Annotated in this window: 8 protein-coding genes, 5 tRNA genes and 3 pseudogenes; 8 read left to right on the top strand and 8 right to left on the bottom strand. The window is 44.1% G+C overall.

Going from position 1 to position 15,559, the window contains the following annotated elements:
- From BZL35_RS03545 to BZL35_RS03530, 4 genes are all read right to left on the bottom strand, one after another.
- Positions 1-125 (bottom strand): GTP-binding protein (locus BZL35_RS03545; RefSeq protein ID WP_230081277.1); only part of this gene is annotated, 125 nt, incomplete at its 3' end.
- Positions 126-194: 69 nt separating this feature from the next.
- Positions 195-269, bottom strand: a tRNA-Thr gene (locus BZL35_RS03540).
- A 27-nt stretch (positions 270-296) separates the two neighbouring features.
- Positions 297-370 (bottom strand) — tRNA-Gly (locus BZL35_RS03535).
- A gap of 33 nt (positions 371-403) precedes the next feature.
- Positions 404-489, bottom strand: a tRNA-Tyr gene (locus BZL35_RS03530).
- A 732-nt stretch (positions 490-1,221) separates the two neighbouring features.
- Here BZL35_RS03530 and BZL35_RS03525 point away from each other — a divergent pair.
- From BZL35_RS03525 to BZL35_RS05100, 8 genes and pseudogenes are all read left to right on the top strand, one after another.
- Positions 1,222-1,911: an orotate phosphoribosyltransferase gene (locus tag BZL35_RS03525; protein ID WP_106182790.1), complete on the top strand. Its 690-nt coding sequence runs from the start codon at positions 1,222-1,224 to the stop codon at positions 1,909-1,911.
- A gap of 5 nt (positions 1,912-1,916) precedes the next feature.
- Positions 1,917-4,202 (top strand): NADP-dependent malic enzyme, encoded by a 2,286-nt coding sequence (locus tag BZL35_RS03520; protein ID WP_106182789.1) that lies wholly within the window; start codon positions 1,917-1,919, stop codon positions 4,200-4,202.
- A 954-nt stretch (positions 4,203-5,156) separates the two neighbouring features.
- Positions 5,157-5,233 (top strand) — tRNA-Arg (locus BZL35_RS03515).
- Between the two features lie 491 nt (positions 5,234-5,724).
- Positions 5,725-7,617: pseudogene (gene mnmG, locus BZL35_RS03510) on the top strand (tRNA uridine-5-carboxymethylaminomethyl(34) synthesis enzyme MnmG); the annotation flags it as partial.
- A gap of 110 nt (positions 7,618-7,727) precedes the next feature.
- A complete protein-coding gene (gene rsmG / locus BZL35_RS03505) occupies positions 7,728-8,381 on the top strand; it encodes a 16S rRNA (guanine(527)-N(7))-methyltransferase RsmG (RefSeq protein ID WP_106182787.1) in 654 nt (217 codons plus the stop codon).
- A gap of 464 nt (positions 8,382-8,845) precedes the next feature.
- Complete coding sequence (locus BZL35_RS03500; RefSeq protein ID WP_106182786.1) at positions 8,846-9,616, top strand: ParA family protein; 771 nt, start codon at positions 8,846-8,848, stop codon at positions 9,614-9,616.
- Positions 9,617-9,641: 25 nt separating this feature from the next.
- A pseudogene (locus BZL35_RS03495) lies at positions 9,642-10,329 on the top strand (ParB/RepB/Spo0J family partition protein); the annotation flags it as partial.
- Positions 10,330-10,391: 62 nt separating this feature from the next.
- Positions 10,392-10,541: pseudogene (locus tag BZL35_RS05100) on the top strand (ParB/RepB/Spo0J family partition protein); the annotation flags it as partial.
- Between the two features lie 327 nt (positions 10,542-10,868).
- Here BZL35_RS05100 and BZL35_RS03490 read toward each other — a convergent pair.
- The 4 genes from BZL35_RS03490 to gatC form a co-directional block, all read right to left on the bottom strand.
- Positions 10,869-10,953: transfer RNA gene (locus BZL35_RS03490), tRNA-Leu, on the bottom strand.
- A gap of 549 nt (positions 10,954-11,502) precedes the next feature.
- Positions 11,503-12,975 (bottom strand): Asp-tRNA(Asn)/Glu-tRNA(Gln) amidotransferase subunit GatB, encoded by a 1,473-nt coding sequence (gatB, locus tag BZL35_RS03485; protein ID WP_106182784.1) that lies wholly within the window; start codon positions 12,973-12,975, stop codon positions 11,503-11,505.
- Positions 12,976-13,356: 381 nt separating this feature from the next.
- The gene (gene gatA / locus BZL35_RS03480; RefSeq protein WP_106182783.1) at positions 13,357-14,847 is read right to left on the bottom strand and encodes an Asp-tRNA(Asn)/Glu-tRNA(Gln) amidotransferase subunit GatA; all 1,491 of its coding nucleotides are present in this window, start codon (positions 14,845-14,847) and stop codon (positions 13,357-13,359) included.
- A gap of 102 nt (positions 14,848-14,949) precedes the next feature.
- Positions 14,950-15,249 carry an Asp-tRNA(Asn)/Glu-tRNA(Gln) amidotransferase subunit GatC gene (gene gatC / locus BZL35_RS03475; protein WP_106182883.1) on the bottom strand — a complete coding sequence of 100 codons (300 nt, stop codon included), beginning with the start codon at positions 15,247-15,249 and terminating at the stop codon, positions 14,950-14,952.
- Between the last annotated feature and the right edge of the window lie 310 nt (positions 15,250-15,559).

Below are 15,559 nucleotides of genomic sequence, written 5' to 3'. Positions count from 1 at the left end.
CCACCAAATTTGGCTGATAGCACTGTTGCGATCGCGGCCGTCAGGGTCGTCTTCCCATGGTCGACATGACCAATGGTACCAACGTTCACGTGCGGCTTAGTCCGCTCGAACTTTTCCTTTGCCATTTTCAGACTCCTAACGGTATCTTGTTACCGAATCGCTCAGCATAATTGTCGCTTCGCATTATTTTTCTCTGGTGCCCATAGGCAGGATCGAACTGCCGACCTCTCCCTTACCAAGGGAGTGCTCTACCACTGAGCCACATGGGCTAAACCGGCTACTTCATTGCAATTTCCTGGAGCGGGTGAAGGGAATCGAACCCTCGTCATAAGCTTGGAAGGCTTCTGCTCTACCATTGAGCTACACCCGCTAAGCGCTATTTTCGCAATGTAAAATCAAATCTTGGTGGAGGGAGTTGGATTCGAACCAACGTAGGCGTAAGCCAACAGATTTACAGTCTGCCCCCTTTAGCCACTCGGGCATCCCTCCGAGTCAATCGGTCATTATGGAGATGTTAATGTAGTTTGTCAATTACTTCGATAAGAAGAAATGATTGTATAAATATTTATCCATGTTCAATATTACCGAGAACTCGATTGCAAGTTGATCATGGTTTTATTGGGTGTTGATAAATAAATCTTGCTGCCTGTGATTTGAAACTATAACAGAGTTTGTCCTTATTTCTATGACAACGCTGCATTTGCACGGTTATATCATTTTCTGATGTCGTTCAGACGGTTTCGTTAAAAACCATATTGGTTAGCAATTCCGACGAGATTTTTTGAACGAAGTTAATGCGATGATTATATTTCGGTTTTTAATGTTTTATATGCTGACATATATGCAATTATTGTGTGTGGAGTTGACGAATAGGTTGCGTCTCAGATAGAGATATAAAAACTGAAATTACCGCGTCAATGCTTGGAGGGGTACATGACGGCATACTTAAGCTTGGGATATATAATAATAATATCGCTGGAACCATCGCGAAAATATATTTAATCTCTCCTTCTTAAGAAGGAAGCATGCTTAATTTTTGCCTTTTAAGTGTGGTGTTTTTATTGAGTAATTTAAGGGGGTCTATGGGATAATGCAAAGCCACGCTATATCCGTGCCGTTTTTTGTGCGATCAGTTCGACTTTCCGTCGGCACTTGGTCTGGTGGGCTATTTACCTCCGTAACTCGTTGTATATAGTATAAGTATCATAGGATGATGTGTTCATGATAGGCATCGACTGTCAAAGAATTTCCGATATTGCCGCGAAAATACTTCTTGAAGTGGGGGCGGTGCATTTTAGCGTAGAGAAACCCTACATCTTGACTTCAGGCTTGGCTAGTCCAGTGTACATGGACTGCCGTAAGCTAATTTCTTATCCTCGTGTCCGTCGAACATTGGTTGATCTGGCCGAAGCAGTTATCGTACAGGACATTGGCTGCGAGCAATTCGATTCGATTGCTGGAGGGGAGACGGCAGGTATTCCATTTGCGGCTTGGATTGCCGACAAACTGATGTTGCCGATGCAGTACGTTCGAAAAAAACCGAAGGGTTTCGGACGAAATGCCCAAATCGAAGGTTATTTGCCTGAAGGTTCTCGCGTGCTTTTGGTTGAAGATTTAACGACCGATGGCCGTAGTAAGATTAACTTTTGCAAGGCATTGCGTGATGGACAGGCGAGTGTAAGTCATATTTTTGTAATTTTTCACTACGATATTTTTCCGGAGAGTCGTCAGACGTTGAAGGACATCAAAGTCGATCTTCACGCTTTGGCTACATGGTGGGATGTGCTTCGTAATGCTAAGCAGCAGGACTACTTCAACACCAAGACTTTAGATGAAATCGAGAAATTCTTGCATGCTCCTGCAGCCTGGTCGGGCGAATGTAGAGATGCAAGGTGCTTTCCGAAGGATTAACGATTATGGAGGATTCTTTGAAACAAAGTGCGTTGTCATATCACGAAAATCCGCGTCCGGGCAAAATCTCCGTGACACCGACCAAACCATTATCAAACCAAATTGATTTGTCGTTAGCCTATTCTCCGGGGGTTGCTTACGCCTGTGAGGTGATCGCGGCAGATCCATTGAGTGTTAATCGTTATACGTCACGTGCTAACTTGGTTGGAGTGATTACTAACGGCACCGCAGTGCTTGGTTTGGGTGATATTGGTCCACTCGCTGCAAAGCCTGTAATGGAGGGAAAAGGTTGTCTGTTCAAGAAATTCGCCGGCATTGATGTTTTTGACATTGAGTTGGCTGAGCATGATCCCGACAAGCTTGTTGACGCAATTGCAATGCTTGAGCCTACGCTGGGTGGTGTCAATCTTGAAGATATCAAGGCGCCAGAATGTTTCTACATCGAAAAAAAACTGCGTGAGCGTATGAAGATCCCGGTTTTTCATGATGATCAGCATGGTACAGCCATCATCGCTTCGGCTGCAATTTTAAATGGTTTGAAGGTGGTTGGTAAAGACATTGCCAACGTAAAATTGGTTTGTTCAGGTGCCGGTGCTGCTGCGATTGCCTGTCTTGATTTACTGGTGAATCTTGGATTGGCTCGACACAATATTATTGTGCTTGACTCGAAGGGTGTAATACACGTGGGTCGAGGTAAGCTTGATGAAAGCAAAGCGAGCTACGCTGTGGCAACAGAGGCTCGCACGCTTGGTGATGCTATTCAGGGTGCGGATGTTTTTCTTGGCTGTTCGACTGCCGGGGTGTTAAGCGGCGAGATGGTTAAGAATATGGGATCCAAGCCGTTGATTCTTGCACTGGCGAATCCGGAACCCGAGATTCGTCCTGAAATCGCGAAAAATGCACGTCCGGATTGCATTATTGCTACTGGGCGTTCGGATTATCCGAACCAGGTTAACAACGTTTTGTGCTTTCCATTCATTTTTAGGGGGGCGCTTGATGTCGGTGCAACTACCATCACAGAAGCGATGAAATTAGCCACCGTTCATGCAATTGCCGAACTCGCACAGGAAACTCAGCAGAGTGAAGAAGTGGCTCGGGCTTACGAAGGACATATACTCGAATTTGGCCCGGAATACATTATTCCGAAGCCGTTCGATCCACGTTTGATCATCAAAATCGCTCCGGCCGTGGCTAAAGCTGCGATGGATTCTGGTGTGGCTACTCGTCCGATCGCCGATATGGAGGCATATCGTGAACAATTAGGAGCAACAGTTTATCGAACTGGCATGGTGATGCGTCCAGTATTTGCTGCTGCTCGTGCTCGTTTCACATCTGCCCCAGCTCGCATAGTATTCTCGGAGGGGGAGGATGAGCGTGTGCTTCGGGCGGCACAATTTGTTTTGGCCGAGCGCATTGCGAAGCCGATTATTGTTGGTCGTCCATTGGTCGTCGAGATGCGACTGAAAAAAATCGGTGCTCGACTGAAAGCGGGAGTAGATTTTGAACTGGTAAATCCAGAAGATGATGCCCGTTACCAACGTTGTTGGCAGGTGTACCATGAAATTGGTGCACGCCACGGTGTGACTCCAGATGTGGCCAAAGCTGCTATGCGAAAAGACAATACTCTGATCGGCGCGATCCTAGTGCATTTGGGTGAGGCCGACGGCATGATTTGCGGTATGATCGACACTTACCATCGTCATCTCGATATCGTGGATCAAGTAATTGGCAAGCAAGCAGATGCGGAGAACTACTTTGCGATGAATTTGCTGATGCTGGCTGGGCGAAATCTTTTTATCAGTGATACATACGTTAATGAACTGCCAAGCAGTGAGCAACTTGCCGAGATGACGATATTGGCTGCATCGGAAATCGAGCGTTTCGGTATAACCCCGAAGGTTGCATTGTTATCCCACTCAAACTTTGGCAGCGTGACTTCAAATTCGTCGAAACGTGTATCTAAGGCAAGAAATTTATTAGCCGAGCGCTCTCCTTATCTCGAGGTGGATGGTGAAATGCATGGGGATGCTGCATTGTCGGAAACGATCCGACGTATAGCATTCTCTGCGTCGCGTTTGACTGGTGAGGCTAATTTGCTGGTTATGCCCAATGTGGAAGCGGCGAATATCACATATAACTTACTCAAGATGACGAGTGGCGAGGGTGTGACGGTCGGGCCATTCCTGCTTGGATGCGCGAAGCCAGTGCATATTCTGACGCCGGCTGCCACTGTACGTCGGATTATCAATATGACGGCTGTTGCTGCCGCTAACGTTAATTTGGTTGCTTGAAGGCCATTATGATGATTTTTGCGGGTGGTCCCATTGCTGCAAAAATAGCTTTCAGGTTGAATTTTTTTCTTACTTTAAATGTTTGGAAGGGATATGGAGGTTTTTTGACAAGTTTTTGAGTTTAATGTTGGTCGTGTTGTTGGCGCGCCAAGCTGCGCCAGAAGTTCTTTTACTAACGCTTCTACTCGCCGCTTAGTGCGCAAGTGTTAACTGAGTACGTTAAACCTGAAAAGATTATATTTGTTTTTTATGCTTTTTCATGAGACTTCTTTGATTGCCATGTTTTAAGAATTTCACTGTAGTTAGACGAAACTTTCTGAGAATTTAGCAATGAATGTCAAATTAATAGCTTGCGGACCATGCTATTTTATTAGTCTCTAGCATATAGGTTTATAGTCCGCGATTTTTAGAACTAAAAGTCTTCTGATACGCTATTTGGAGTAATCATATAGATTTTGGTCTGCTATGCGTTTGTCGTAATGTAATCACGGTTTTGGGTTCGGTATGGCCTATTTTATTTCCGCCAAATTGACTTGACACCAGAGCTTGAAATATTATTCTGTTTGGAGTTTGCTAAAGGGGTTCGGTTCGATTATTCTCAGAAAGCTTAAGCTGACATATGGCAACTCAACCTTGTTTTTAAGTAGTCTGATAGAGATATAGGTTTGTGAGATAGAAATATCCTTTGCATTCGAAGTGGTACTATGGACAGCAGGCTATCTCCTGCTCCCCTCTTCTTTGTAATCTTCAAGTTTGATGGAATCTATAGTATCCCTTATCATTTTCGACTCTAAGTTGGAAAGTGGAATTTCGACTATTGAGATTGATTTCTTGGTGTGACGCTGACTCCAGCGTAGCCCAATAACATAGGTGCTTATATACTAAGCTTAAATTGTTTTAAATCCTGTGAATGCAGGGAGTTGGTTGTGTCATCGGTTTTTATCGTTTCTATCACTGCCCATAGCTTAGTTGGATAGAGCATCGGCCTTCTAAGCCGACGGTCGGGGGTTCGAGTCCCTCTGGGCAGGCCAGTCAAGTAATAATGGCTTGTTCGAAGTTGACTATTATTTTTTTGGATATTATAGACGTAATAATCGAATTCAAAGTGCTGAAAAAGTATTCTCAGTGTCTGCTCTGCTTCGAAAAAATTATCATTTTTTAGTAGGTGGCTATATGAGAAAGCTCTTTTTAGGAGTATCTCTGGAGGAGAAATGATGGTTTTGAAGGAGACCTAAAGAGAAAACCAACTGACAGAAATGAGTGAGCAGATTTATTCGGCGAACTCCTCTATATATTAAGCCTACCACACTGCGTTGCTTACTTAATACACCAAAAAGCAACAGATAGCCGTCTGTACCAGACCATCCAAGATCAAAAAATATATGTTTTTGCTTGCATGTCTTTTTTCACTTAATATTTCACGTGAAACAATTCATGGTTTATATACAAGTATGTGTATGTGGTTCGCTATAATTTTAGCATTACATATTTTTGAGAATTTATTGATTCTAGTGGAATAAAGATGCTTTATCCAACCGAGTTCAATGTGATTGTGGTGGGTGGTGGTCATGCAGGGACTGAGGCCGCACTTGCGGCAGCCCGTATGGGTTGTAAAACATTACTACTAACCCATAATATTGAAACACTTGGTCAGATGAGTTGTAATCCATCTATTGGCGGAATTGGGAAAGGGCATCTTGTGAAAGAACTGGATGCTCTGGGTGGCGTTATGGCTGCTGCTACAGATGAAGGGGGTATTCAGTTTCGCATTCTTAACTCATCGAGGGGGGCTGCAGTTCGGGCGACACGTGCTCAAGCTGATCGCTTGCTATACAAGCAAGCCATTCGTTATCGCTTGGAAAATCAGCCAAATCTCTGGCTTTTTCAGCAGACAGTGGAAGACTTGATAGTTGAGGGGGATCGCGTTGTTGGCGCTGTGACCCAGGTGGGCTTGCGATTTCGTGCTCATTCGGTTGTCCTAACGGCAGGGACTTTTCTTAATGGAAAGATTCATGTTGGCCTCAATAACTACGGTGGTGGACGAGCTGGAGATGCAGCTGCAGTCACATTGTCATCACGTCTCAAAGAGTTAAACTTGCCGCAAGGTCGACTGAAAACTGGCACACCGCCGCGTATTGATGGGCGTAGTATCGATTTTTCGGTCTTGTGTGAGCAGGCCGGCGATATTGATCCTGTGCCGGTATTTTCATTTCTCGGGCGTGCTGAACAACATCCTAAACAAGTGTCGTGCTGGGTGACCCATACAAATGAACATACGCATGAAATTATTCGGGGGGGTCTCGATCGTTCGCCGATGTATGTTGGCCTGATAAAGGGTCTTGGGCCTCGATATTGCCCCTCGATTGAGGACAAAATACACCAATTTGCTGATAAGGAATCGCATCAAATTTATTTGGAGCCAGAGGGACTAACGACAAATGAGTATTATCCAAATGGCATCTCCACTAGCCTACCATTTGACGTTCAATTAGCACTTGTGCGTTCCATACGTGGTATGGAAGGTGCTCATATTTTGCGTCCCGGTTATGCCATTGAGTATGACTACTTCGATCCACGTGGATTAAGGAGATCCCTTGAGACTCGTGTAATTTCTGGGCTCTACTTTGCCGGACAAATTAATGGAACTACTGGATATGAGGAGGCTGCTGCACAGGGTTTGCTGGCAGGTATCAATGCGGCACGGCAAGCAAAAGGTCAAGAGGCATGGTGTCCCCGACGGGATCAGGCTTACCTCGGTGTGCTTGTCGATGATCTGATCACGAGGGGGGTATCTGAGCCTTATCGGATGTTCACTAGCCGCGCGGAATATCGACTATCATTGCGTGAAGATAATGCCGATATCCGTTTGACAGAAAATGGACGAGAACTCGGTGTGGTGGATGATTTTCGTTGGGAAATTTTTCAGCGTAAGCGTGATGCTGTTTCACGTGAAACAGAACGATTAAAATTCACATGGGTGAATCCAGAAACACTACCGGAGAAGGATGCGCTCCCTCTGTTAGGCAAAAAAATTGAGCATGAGTATTCGTTGGCTGATTTGCTGCGTCGTCCTGAAGTGCGTTACGAAGATTTGATGGCATTGCAAGACGGAAAATATGCGTTAGAGACCTTGTTTTCAGAGGATATTGCACAATCCGCACAAATTCGCGAACAGATTGAAATTACCATAAAATATCAAGGTTATATTAAGCGCCAAGCAGACGAAATTGACCGTAAGAAAGTAAATGAGAGGATGATTTTGCCATCAAATATGAACTACAATGAGGTGCGTGGCTTATCAATTGAAGCTCGTCAAGCTTTAATTGCACGCCGGCCGGAGACGCTTGGACAAGCATCGCGTATCTTCGGTGTTACTCCTGCAGCAATTTCACTGCTTCTAGTGTATCTCAAGAAATGCGTTGATCCTACTTATTCTCAAGACAGCGTAGTACACATTGATGATAAAAATCATTTGACTCGAATTTCACAAGAAGGATGCGATAGTGACTTTGCGTAATTAGCACAATGACAATCTTATCTAGGCTGTTGACTGCTGGCATTAAGCAGATTGGAGTGCCGATCGACGTAACGCAACATCAAAAATTACTTGACTACCAGATTCTATTGGCGAAATGGAACGGAGTCTATAATTTGACTGCTATTCATGACTCGCGTCAGATATTGATTCAGCATGTGCTAGATTCACTCTCTATCCTACCTCGCCTGATGCATGAATCAATCCATCGTATTCTCGACGTTGGGTCAGGGGGCGGATTACCAGGAATAATTCTGGCTATTGCTTGTCCGGACTGGCAAATTACAGTGAATGATATTGTCCGAAAGAAGACGGCATTTTTAATTCAAGCCAAGGGAGTGTTGGAACTTCCTAATGTCACTGTGGTTACGGGGCGTGTGGAACAATGCAAGATAGGCGAAGAAATCCCAGTCTTCTTTGATGCAATTGTTTCTCGAGCTTTCTCGGATCTATCTAATTTTATCCGTTTGACACGGCACTTATTGGCACCTGAGGCTAACATCTGGGCTATGAAGGGCCTGGTGTCAGATGACGAACTTGCGCAGATACCAGAAGATTCGCAACTATTGGAGTGCATTCCTCTTCATGTTCCATTTCTTGAGGCAAAGCGTCATTTGTTGCGTATTAAGGTTGATATCGTTTAGCTTTTGATGACAGCGCATACAATGAGTGCATGCTTTTGGCCGATTGGAACTTTAGCCTTTGGTTAGCTACGAAACTGCTTTGGAAAGTAATTCATATTTTAACCTCTTGGCAAGAGGTTAACGAGATGTATTGGGCTAATGAATTTTTGTAATAAGGTTCTGTGCCGCTCCCCTCCTAATCTCAGTTTGACTATCTTGGATGTTTTATTCCTCGATAAGCTGTTTTTTATGTGGAATGATGAATCGGCATTGTGTTGGAATTAGCAGATTGATCCATAATTTTAAGGTATGACATACTTTGTTGCGTGATTGTGCAATTGCTTCAAAAAATTGAGGGATAATACTTCTAAAAGAGTTTCTAATCATGAGAAAAATAGGCAGCCTAAATTAAAAATCTGAGCATTACTCAGATAAAGATAATTCCATCAAATTATCACAACAGCATCTCCGAGGATCATATCACGATGGGAAAAATTTTCTGTGTGGCTAACCAAAAGGGAGGGGTTGGCAAAACCACTACTGCGGTCAACTTGGCTGCTAGTTTGGCCACGCAAGGACAGCGTGTGCTATTGGTGGATTTGGATCCACAGGGGAATGCCACGATGGGTAGCGGTATCGAAAAAGCTAGACTTGAAAGTAGTGTGTATGAGGTATTGGTCGACGATATAGATGTTTTGGAGAGTTGTCTACACTCGGCTTTTGGAAATTATGACGTGCTGCCCGCAAATAGAGAACTGACAGGTGCGGATTTTGAATTAGTAGCATTGAATAACCGCGATGTGCGATTGAAGCAGGCACTGAAAAAGATTGAACAACTTTATGATTTTGTATTGATTGATTGCCCACCGACACTCTCATTGTTGACCCTTAATGGGCTTTGTGCTGCGCATGGTGTGATTGTTCCTATGCAGTGTGAATATTTCGCTCTCGAAGGCTTAAGCGATCTTTTAAACACTATTAAGCATGTTCATGCGAATTTAAACCCTGAACTACAGATCATTGGATTATTGCGTGTGATGTTCGATCCACGTATTACGTTGCAGCAGCAAGTCTCTGAGCAATTGAAACAACATTTCAGGGACAAAGTGTTCAATGCGATTATTCCGCGTAATGTCCGGCTTGCGGAGGCGCCGAGCTACGGAATGCCTGGTGTTGTTTTCGATCCTCGCTCACGTGGTGCGAAAGCATATCTACAATTGGGAGTAGAAATGATTACACGTATCCAAAATATGTAGGATCATCGCGAGATAAAATAATTCAATGTCGACTAAAAACAATGTACGTAAGAAAAAAGGCTTGGGCCGTGGTCTTGAGGCTTTGTTTGGTGTTAGTTCTGAAGCTGTCGTCCCTGTAGCTACAGAAAGTGTTCCAGCAGTGCTTGAGCTTGGTTGCTTGCGGCCTGGAAAATATCAACCACGCACGCGTATGGATGAAGCTGCTTTACAAGAGCTTGCGGCAAGCATTCATGACCATGGTTTGATCCAGCCCATTCTTGTGCGACGTTTGAGTGATGAGAAGCAGAAGCAGTATGAAATTATTGCTGGTGAAAGACGTTTTCGTGCGGCGAGTGTTGCGGGTCTTTCTGAAGTGCCTGTGTTTGTGAAAGAAGTTTCTGATGAAGCCGCTGCGGTGATGGCACTCATCGAAAATATGCAGCGAGAGAATTTGAATCCCATCGAAGAAGCACATGGGATTCAAAGATTACTGAATGATTTTAATTTTACGCATGAAAAAGCAGCAGAGTCTTTGGGACGTTCACGTAGTTCGGTGTCGAATTTATTGAGGTTGTTAAGTCTAGCACAGCCTGTACAGACGATGTTGTTGTCTGGTGATTTGGACATGGGTCATGCAAGAGCATTGCTTTCGGTCGATAGTGAGACGCAAATTGCGCTCGCGAATCAGGTGATTAATGAAGGTTTGTCGGTTCGAGATACTGAATGCCTTGTTAATACCTCTCTCAAACTAAGTGGTAAGAAGATTCATCTGCGTTTTCAACAAGAGAATGTTGGGGATGTGAGGTGCCTAGAAGAAGAACTTTCGGATTTGTTTGCGTCAACGGTGAAAATTAAAATTGGTCGAAGGGGAGCAGGCAATCTGATGATTGAGTTTGGTTGTCTTGATGCGCTTGAAGGCATAATCGCACGTATTCGTGCCAGCTAGTTAATGTTTCTCTAGTGGATTAGGTGCCATTCTTTTGATTGATATGATCTATGGATCTATGATCGTGCCACTTACAGTGCTACGAAGTGATAAGTGAAGTGAAGTTCAGAAGTCAACCATCGTCTTAATAGAGCTGGAAGGAATTGTTTAGGCAACAAAAGGAATCGAATATATTTCATGTTCCATCGGATGGACGACTGTTATTACTTCTTCGCAAACCTAGCTGCATGGTTTAACGAAAGCCTGAGCGGGATATCCGATGTGTTATTTGGTGTTAGCTAACAAAACTAGAGTTTTTGAAGTATCGAAATTCTTTGAATATTTTCTTGGTGCCGGGGACCGGACTTGAACCGGCAAGCCTGAAGGCGGCGGATTTTAAGTCCGCTATGTTTACCAATTTCATCACCCCGGCAAAGGGCGTGCATTCTAACACTCCAAACTATTTACAGCCAATTTGGTATTAGTGAGCCAAAAGAGAATGTTTCTACTGTCATGGCAATACCCGCTATATTTAATACAAGTAAATTGTCCTAGGACTTACACGACAATTGTTAACTATATAACTATACACTATTGCTAATGGCACCATTCTAAATTTTTAATCGATGTTATGCATTGAATCTATCTATCTTCGATAGTTTGATTTTGGACTGCCACCAGGGATATGGGCTGAAAGTCCAGTGATATAATATTGTTGGTGTGAGTACAAGAGTGGCCGGTAAACGGCCGATAGTCACACTTGCTTTGGTTTTTACTGGCATGAGAAACAGTGAATTTTCCTGCCGTATTCTCCAAAGTGAACACTATATCGATATTATACGACTGGCATAGCACCAGTATTACAGATGAAATTCACATCGCAACGATTATTGAAAATAAACAATGCATAAAGCAATAATCTAAAAATAAAAATTTCCTTTGCTATGCTCATTATTCAAAAATAATTGCGAGGTATTACTTATCAATTTCTCAGTTTTTTTCTCAATAGTTCATTGATTTGTGCGGGATTTGCTTTTCCTTTTGTTGCTTTCATAGCCTGCCCAACGAGAGCATTAAACGCTTTTTCCTTACCAAGCAAAAATTCTTCAACCGATTTCGTGTTAGAAATCAATACCTCTTCAATGATTGTCTCAAGCGCTCTTGAATCCGAAATCTGTGTCAATCCTTTTGATTTGATGATTTGGTCAACAGCATCGTTATCACTATTGGGTTTTTCCCAGAGGGTTTGAAAGACGTCCTTAGCTATTTTTTTTGAAATCGTGCCGTCCGCGATGCGACTTAACAACAAAGCTAACTGAGTTGGGCTTACTGGACTTTCTTTAATGTTTATGGAGTCTCGATTGAGTAGAGACGACAATTCTCCAATAATCCAGTTGGCCGCCTGTTTTTCGTTTCCTATTCCAAGATTAGCGAGGACTTCTTCAAAATAATTTGCTTGTGCTTTCGATTGTGTCAGAACGGTAGCATCATATTCGTTTAAACCATATTGCTGGATGAAACGGGTTTGCATGCTATCTGGCAGTTCCGGTAATGTTGCACGTATACATTCAATCCAGTTTTGCTCGATCATAAGCGGCATCAAATCTGGGTCTGGAAAGTAACGGTAGTCGCAGGCATCTTCCTTGATACGCATTGTCCTTGTTTCCTTCTTATGTGTATCGTACAGCCGTGTTTCCTGAATTACTTGACCACCGTCTTCAATTAGCTGGATTTGACGAATTACTTCGTAATTGATACTTTCCTCCAGGAAACGGAACGAATTGAGGTTTTTGATCTCGACTCGCGTACCGAATTCTTTTTGTCCGACTGGGCGTACCGATACATTCGCATCACAGCGAAACGAGCCATCTTCCATATTGCCGTCACAAATACCAAGCCATACGAGCAGGTGGTGCAGGGTCTTGGCGTACGCAACAGCCTCGGCAGGAGTGCGCATGTCTGGCTCTGTCACGATTTCCAGCAGAGGTATGCCAGCCCGGTTTAAGTCGATGCCAGTCATTCCAGAAAAATCCTCATGCAGTGATTTGCCAGCATCCTCTTCGAGATGGGCACGTGTTATCTGGATAATTTTTTTATATGAGGGTTGCTTTGTTTTGGAATTCGAGGGTACCTCAATTGTCAAGGTACCTCCTTGCACCACTGGAATTTCATATTGACTGATCTGATAGCCTTTCGGCAGATCAGGATAAAAGTAATTCTTTCGTGTAAAGACGCTGTGTGGCGCGATTGTGGCGCCGATAGACAAACCGAACTGGATAGCTCTCTCGACAGCACCTCGATTGAGTACCGGTAGAGTACCTGGCAATGCAAGATCGACGGGACACGCTTGTGTGTTAGGTGGTGCGCCGAACTGTGTTGATGCCCCAGAAAAAATCTTTGAAATAGTGGAGAGCTGGGCATGTGTCTCCAATCCGATCACGGCTTCCCATTGCATATTTTTACCCTTCTTCAATCAAGTGAGCTTCGACATATTTACGAGCAGCTGTCTTTGGCCTCTTCTAATACTTTTTATAAACCGGTACGGTTTATCCTATCTATTTTCGCTAGTTGGTTGGTTTTCGACCATAACAGGTTAAATTTCACTGTAAATAACTCTCTCATATATCACAAGGTTTTGTCAGAATAGTTCGACTGCGTCAGTTTGAAACCGCTATGAATCTTGTCATTAAACGCTGATGACCGAGTGGCGTTGATTGAATATATTGATATTTCCAGAGCTTCCTCGTTAGTTTGTGAAAAATAAGGCTGGCTTAGAGCGAAAATCCAGCAAATACTGGCAATGCTCCACGCTTATACATCGCTGTTCAAACGGGTATCATGACACCCGTTTGTTAGGAGCGCGTTGATGCCAATCAGTCACACGTTGCAGTGCATCTGCCACTTGTAGTAGAAGGGCTTCATGGAAATAGTTACCAATGATTTGCAGCCCTACTGGAAGGTTATTAGCTCCATGACCTGCGGGTACACTCATGGCAGGTAAACCCGCTAGACTTGCTGATAACGTGTAAATATCGGCCAGGTACATTTGTATGGGGGTACTCTTTTTCTCTCCAAGGTTCCAGGCGACGGATGGCGTGACTGGACCCATTATTACATCGCATTTTGAAAATACATTCTGGAAATCCTCGGTAATTAGGCGGCGAATCTTCTGTGCTTTCAGATAATAAACATCATAATATCCATGTGAAAGCACGTAGGTGCCCATGACAATTCGACGTTTTACTTCTATACCAAAACCCTCAGCGCGCGACTTTTTATACATGTCCATCAAATCGCTATAAGTTGTTGCACGATGGCCAAAACGTACCCCATCGAAACGAGATAGATTCGAAGCTGCTTCGGCTGCTGAAAGAATGTAATATAATGGGATTGAAAGCTCTGTTTTTGGTAACGACACTGATACTCGAATAGCTCCTAGTTTTTCATATTCACTAAGCGCCGTTTCAATCGCAAGGTATACGTCGTCATCTAGGCCTTCACTAAAATATTCTCTAGGAAGACCAATACGCAGTCCGGCAAGCGGTTTATTGGTAGTGCTGCCGCTTAGCGCACGGCCGATCCCCCGTGCGTAGTTTTCTTTAGGACATGCTAGACTTGTGGAATCGCGTGCATCGAAACCGACCATGCTATTCAGGAGCCAAGCGCAGTCGGCCGCACTGTGTGCAAGCGGTCCTGCTTGATCGAGCGACGATGCAAAAGCGATCATGCCATATCGCGATACATTGCCATAAGTTGGTTTAATCCCTGTGATGCCACAGAACGCCGCAGGCTGACGGATTGACCCACCTGTATCTGAACCCGTGGCAGCAGGTGCCAAATGGGCAGCTACAGCCACGGCCGAACCACCAGATGAACCACCTGGCACTGCGTTGAGATCCCATGGATTACGCACCGGACCGAAGCATGAATTTTCATTTGAAGATCCCATTGCGAATTCGTCCATATTGGTTTTGCCAAGCGTAACCATGCCTGCTGCGCTTAGCCATTCAACCACTGTGGCATCAAAGGGACTCACGTAACTTTTAATTATTTGTGATCCCGCAGTGCTCCGCCAGTTACGTGTCACAAAAACGTCCTTATGAGCGATAGGAATACCGAGTAACGGTCCTGTTTCGCCAGTGGCTAAGCGGGCGTCGGCGGCACGTGCCTGCGCTAGGCTTGCATCAATATTCACATCCACGAAAGCATTTAAGTCGCCTGCTAGAGCGATACGATCGAGATAATATTGCGTTAATTCAACGCTCGACACGCGACGGGTGTCGAGCGCGTCGCGTAGGTCCTGTAAATCAATCAGATCTTTTTCCATAACAACGGGAAAGTGGGAATACGAAAAATACCAGAGACAGTCAGTAGTCAATCTATAGCTGGCAACGAGATGAGACAAAAATGGTTTGTGTGCGCACTTTATTTATTCAATTACTTTGGGTACTAGGTATAGGCCATCTTGGGTAGCAGGTGCTAGCTGCTGATTATCTTGGCACACTACTGTTTCGGTGACGATATCTTCCCGCAACCGTTGCGTGATTGTTTGAATCTGTTCAATTGGATGTGCGAGTGGTGCGACGTTTGTGGTATCGACTGCTTGTATCTGTTTTAGTAGGGTTAAAAATTTATTTAACTCGCCTCCCATGTGGGAGGCTTCATCATCACTCAATTCCAAACAAGCAAGATGAGCTATACGTTTTATATCAGAAAGATTCAGAGTCATGAAAAATCCAAGAAAAATGTGAATTTGAAAATGACCTAATGCCTCGGGCCACACACTCTTTTTTCGAGCATTATGCGAGTCTATTCTCTTTGAAATGGGCATCGATGTCATTTGTGCCTTTTGGGAATAGCCAATAAGCATTTATGTCGCAAATTGGAGGTAACATCATCCTACTTGCTTTTCCTTCAAAATTATAAGGTATCATTGCAGAATTAATTCTGCCTTGAAGCGCGTTATACGCTATCAAGTGTGGTGCCGCGCAGGCTGTCCGTATAATTCAGGGACGTGGCACAACATCGCGCAGTGGATG

It is taken from the genome of Candidatus Pandoraea novymonadis (genome assembly GCF_003004665.1).
GTDB lineage: Bacteria > Pseudomonadota > Gammaproteobacteria > Burkholderiales > Burkholderiaceae > Pandoraea > Pandoraea novymonadis.
Note: the sequence above shows the minus strand (reverse complement) of the source record. Positions and strands in the feature narration are given on the sequence as shown.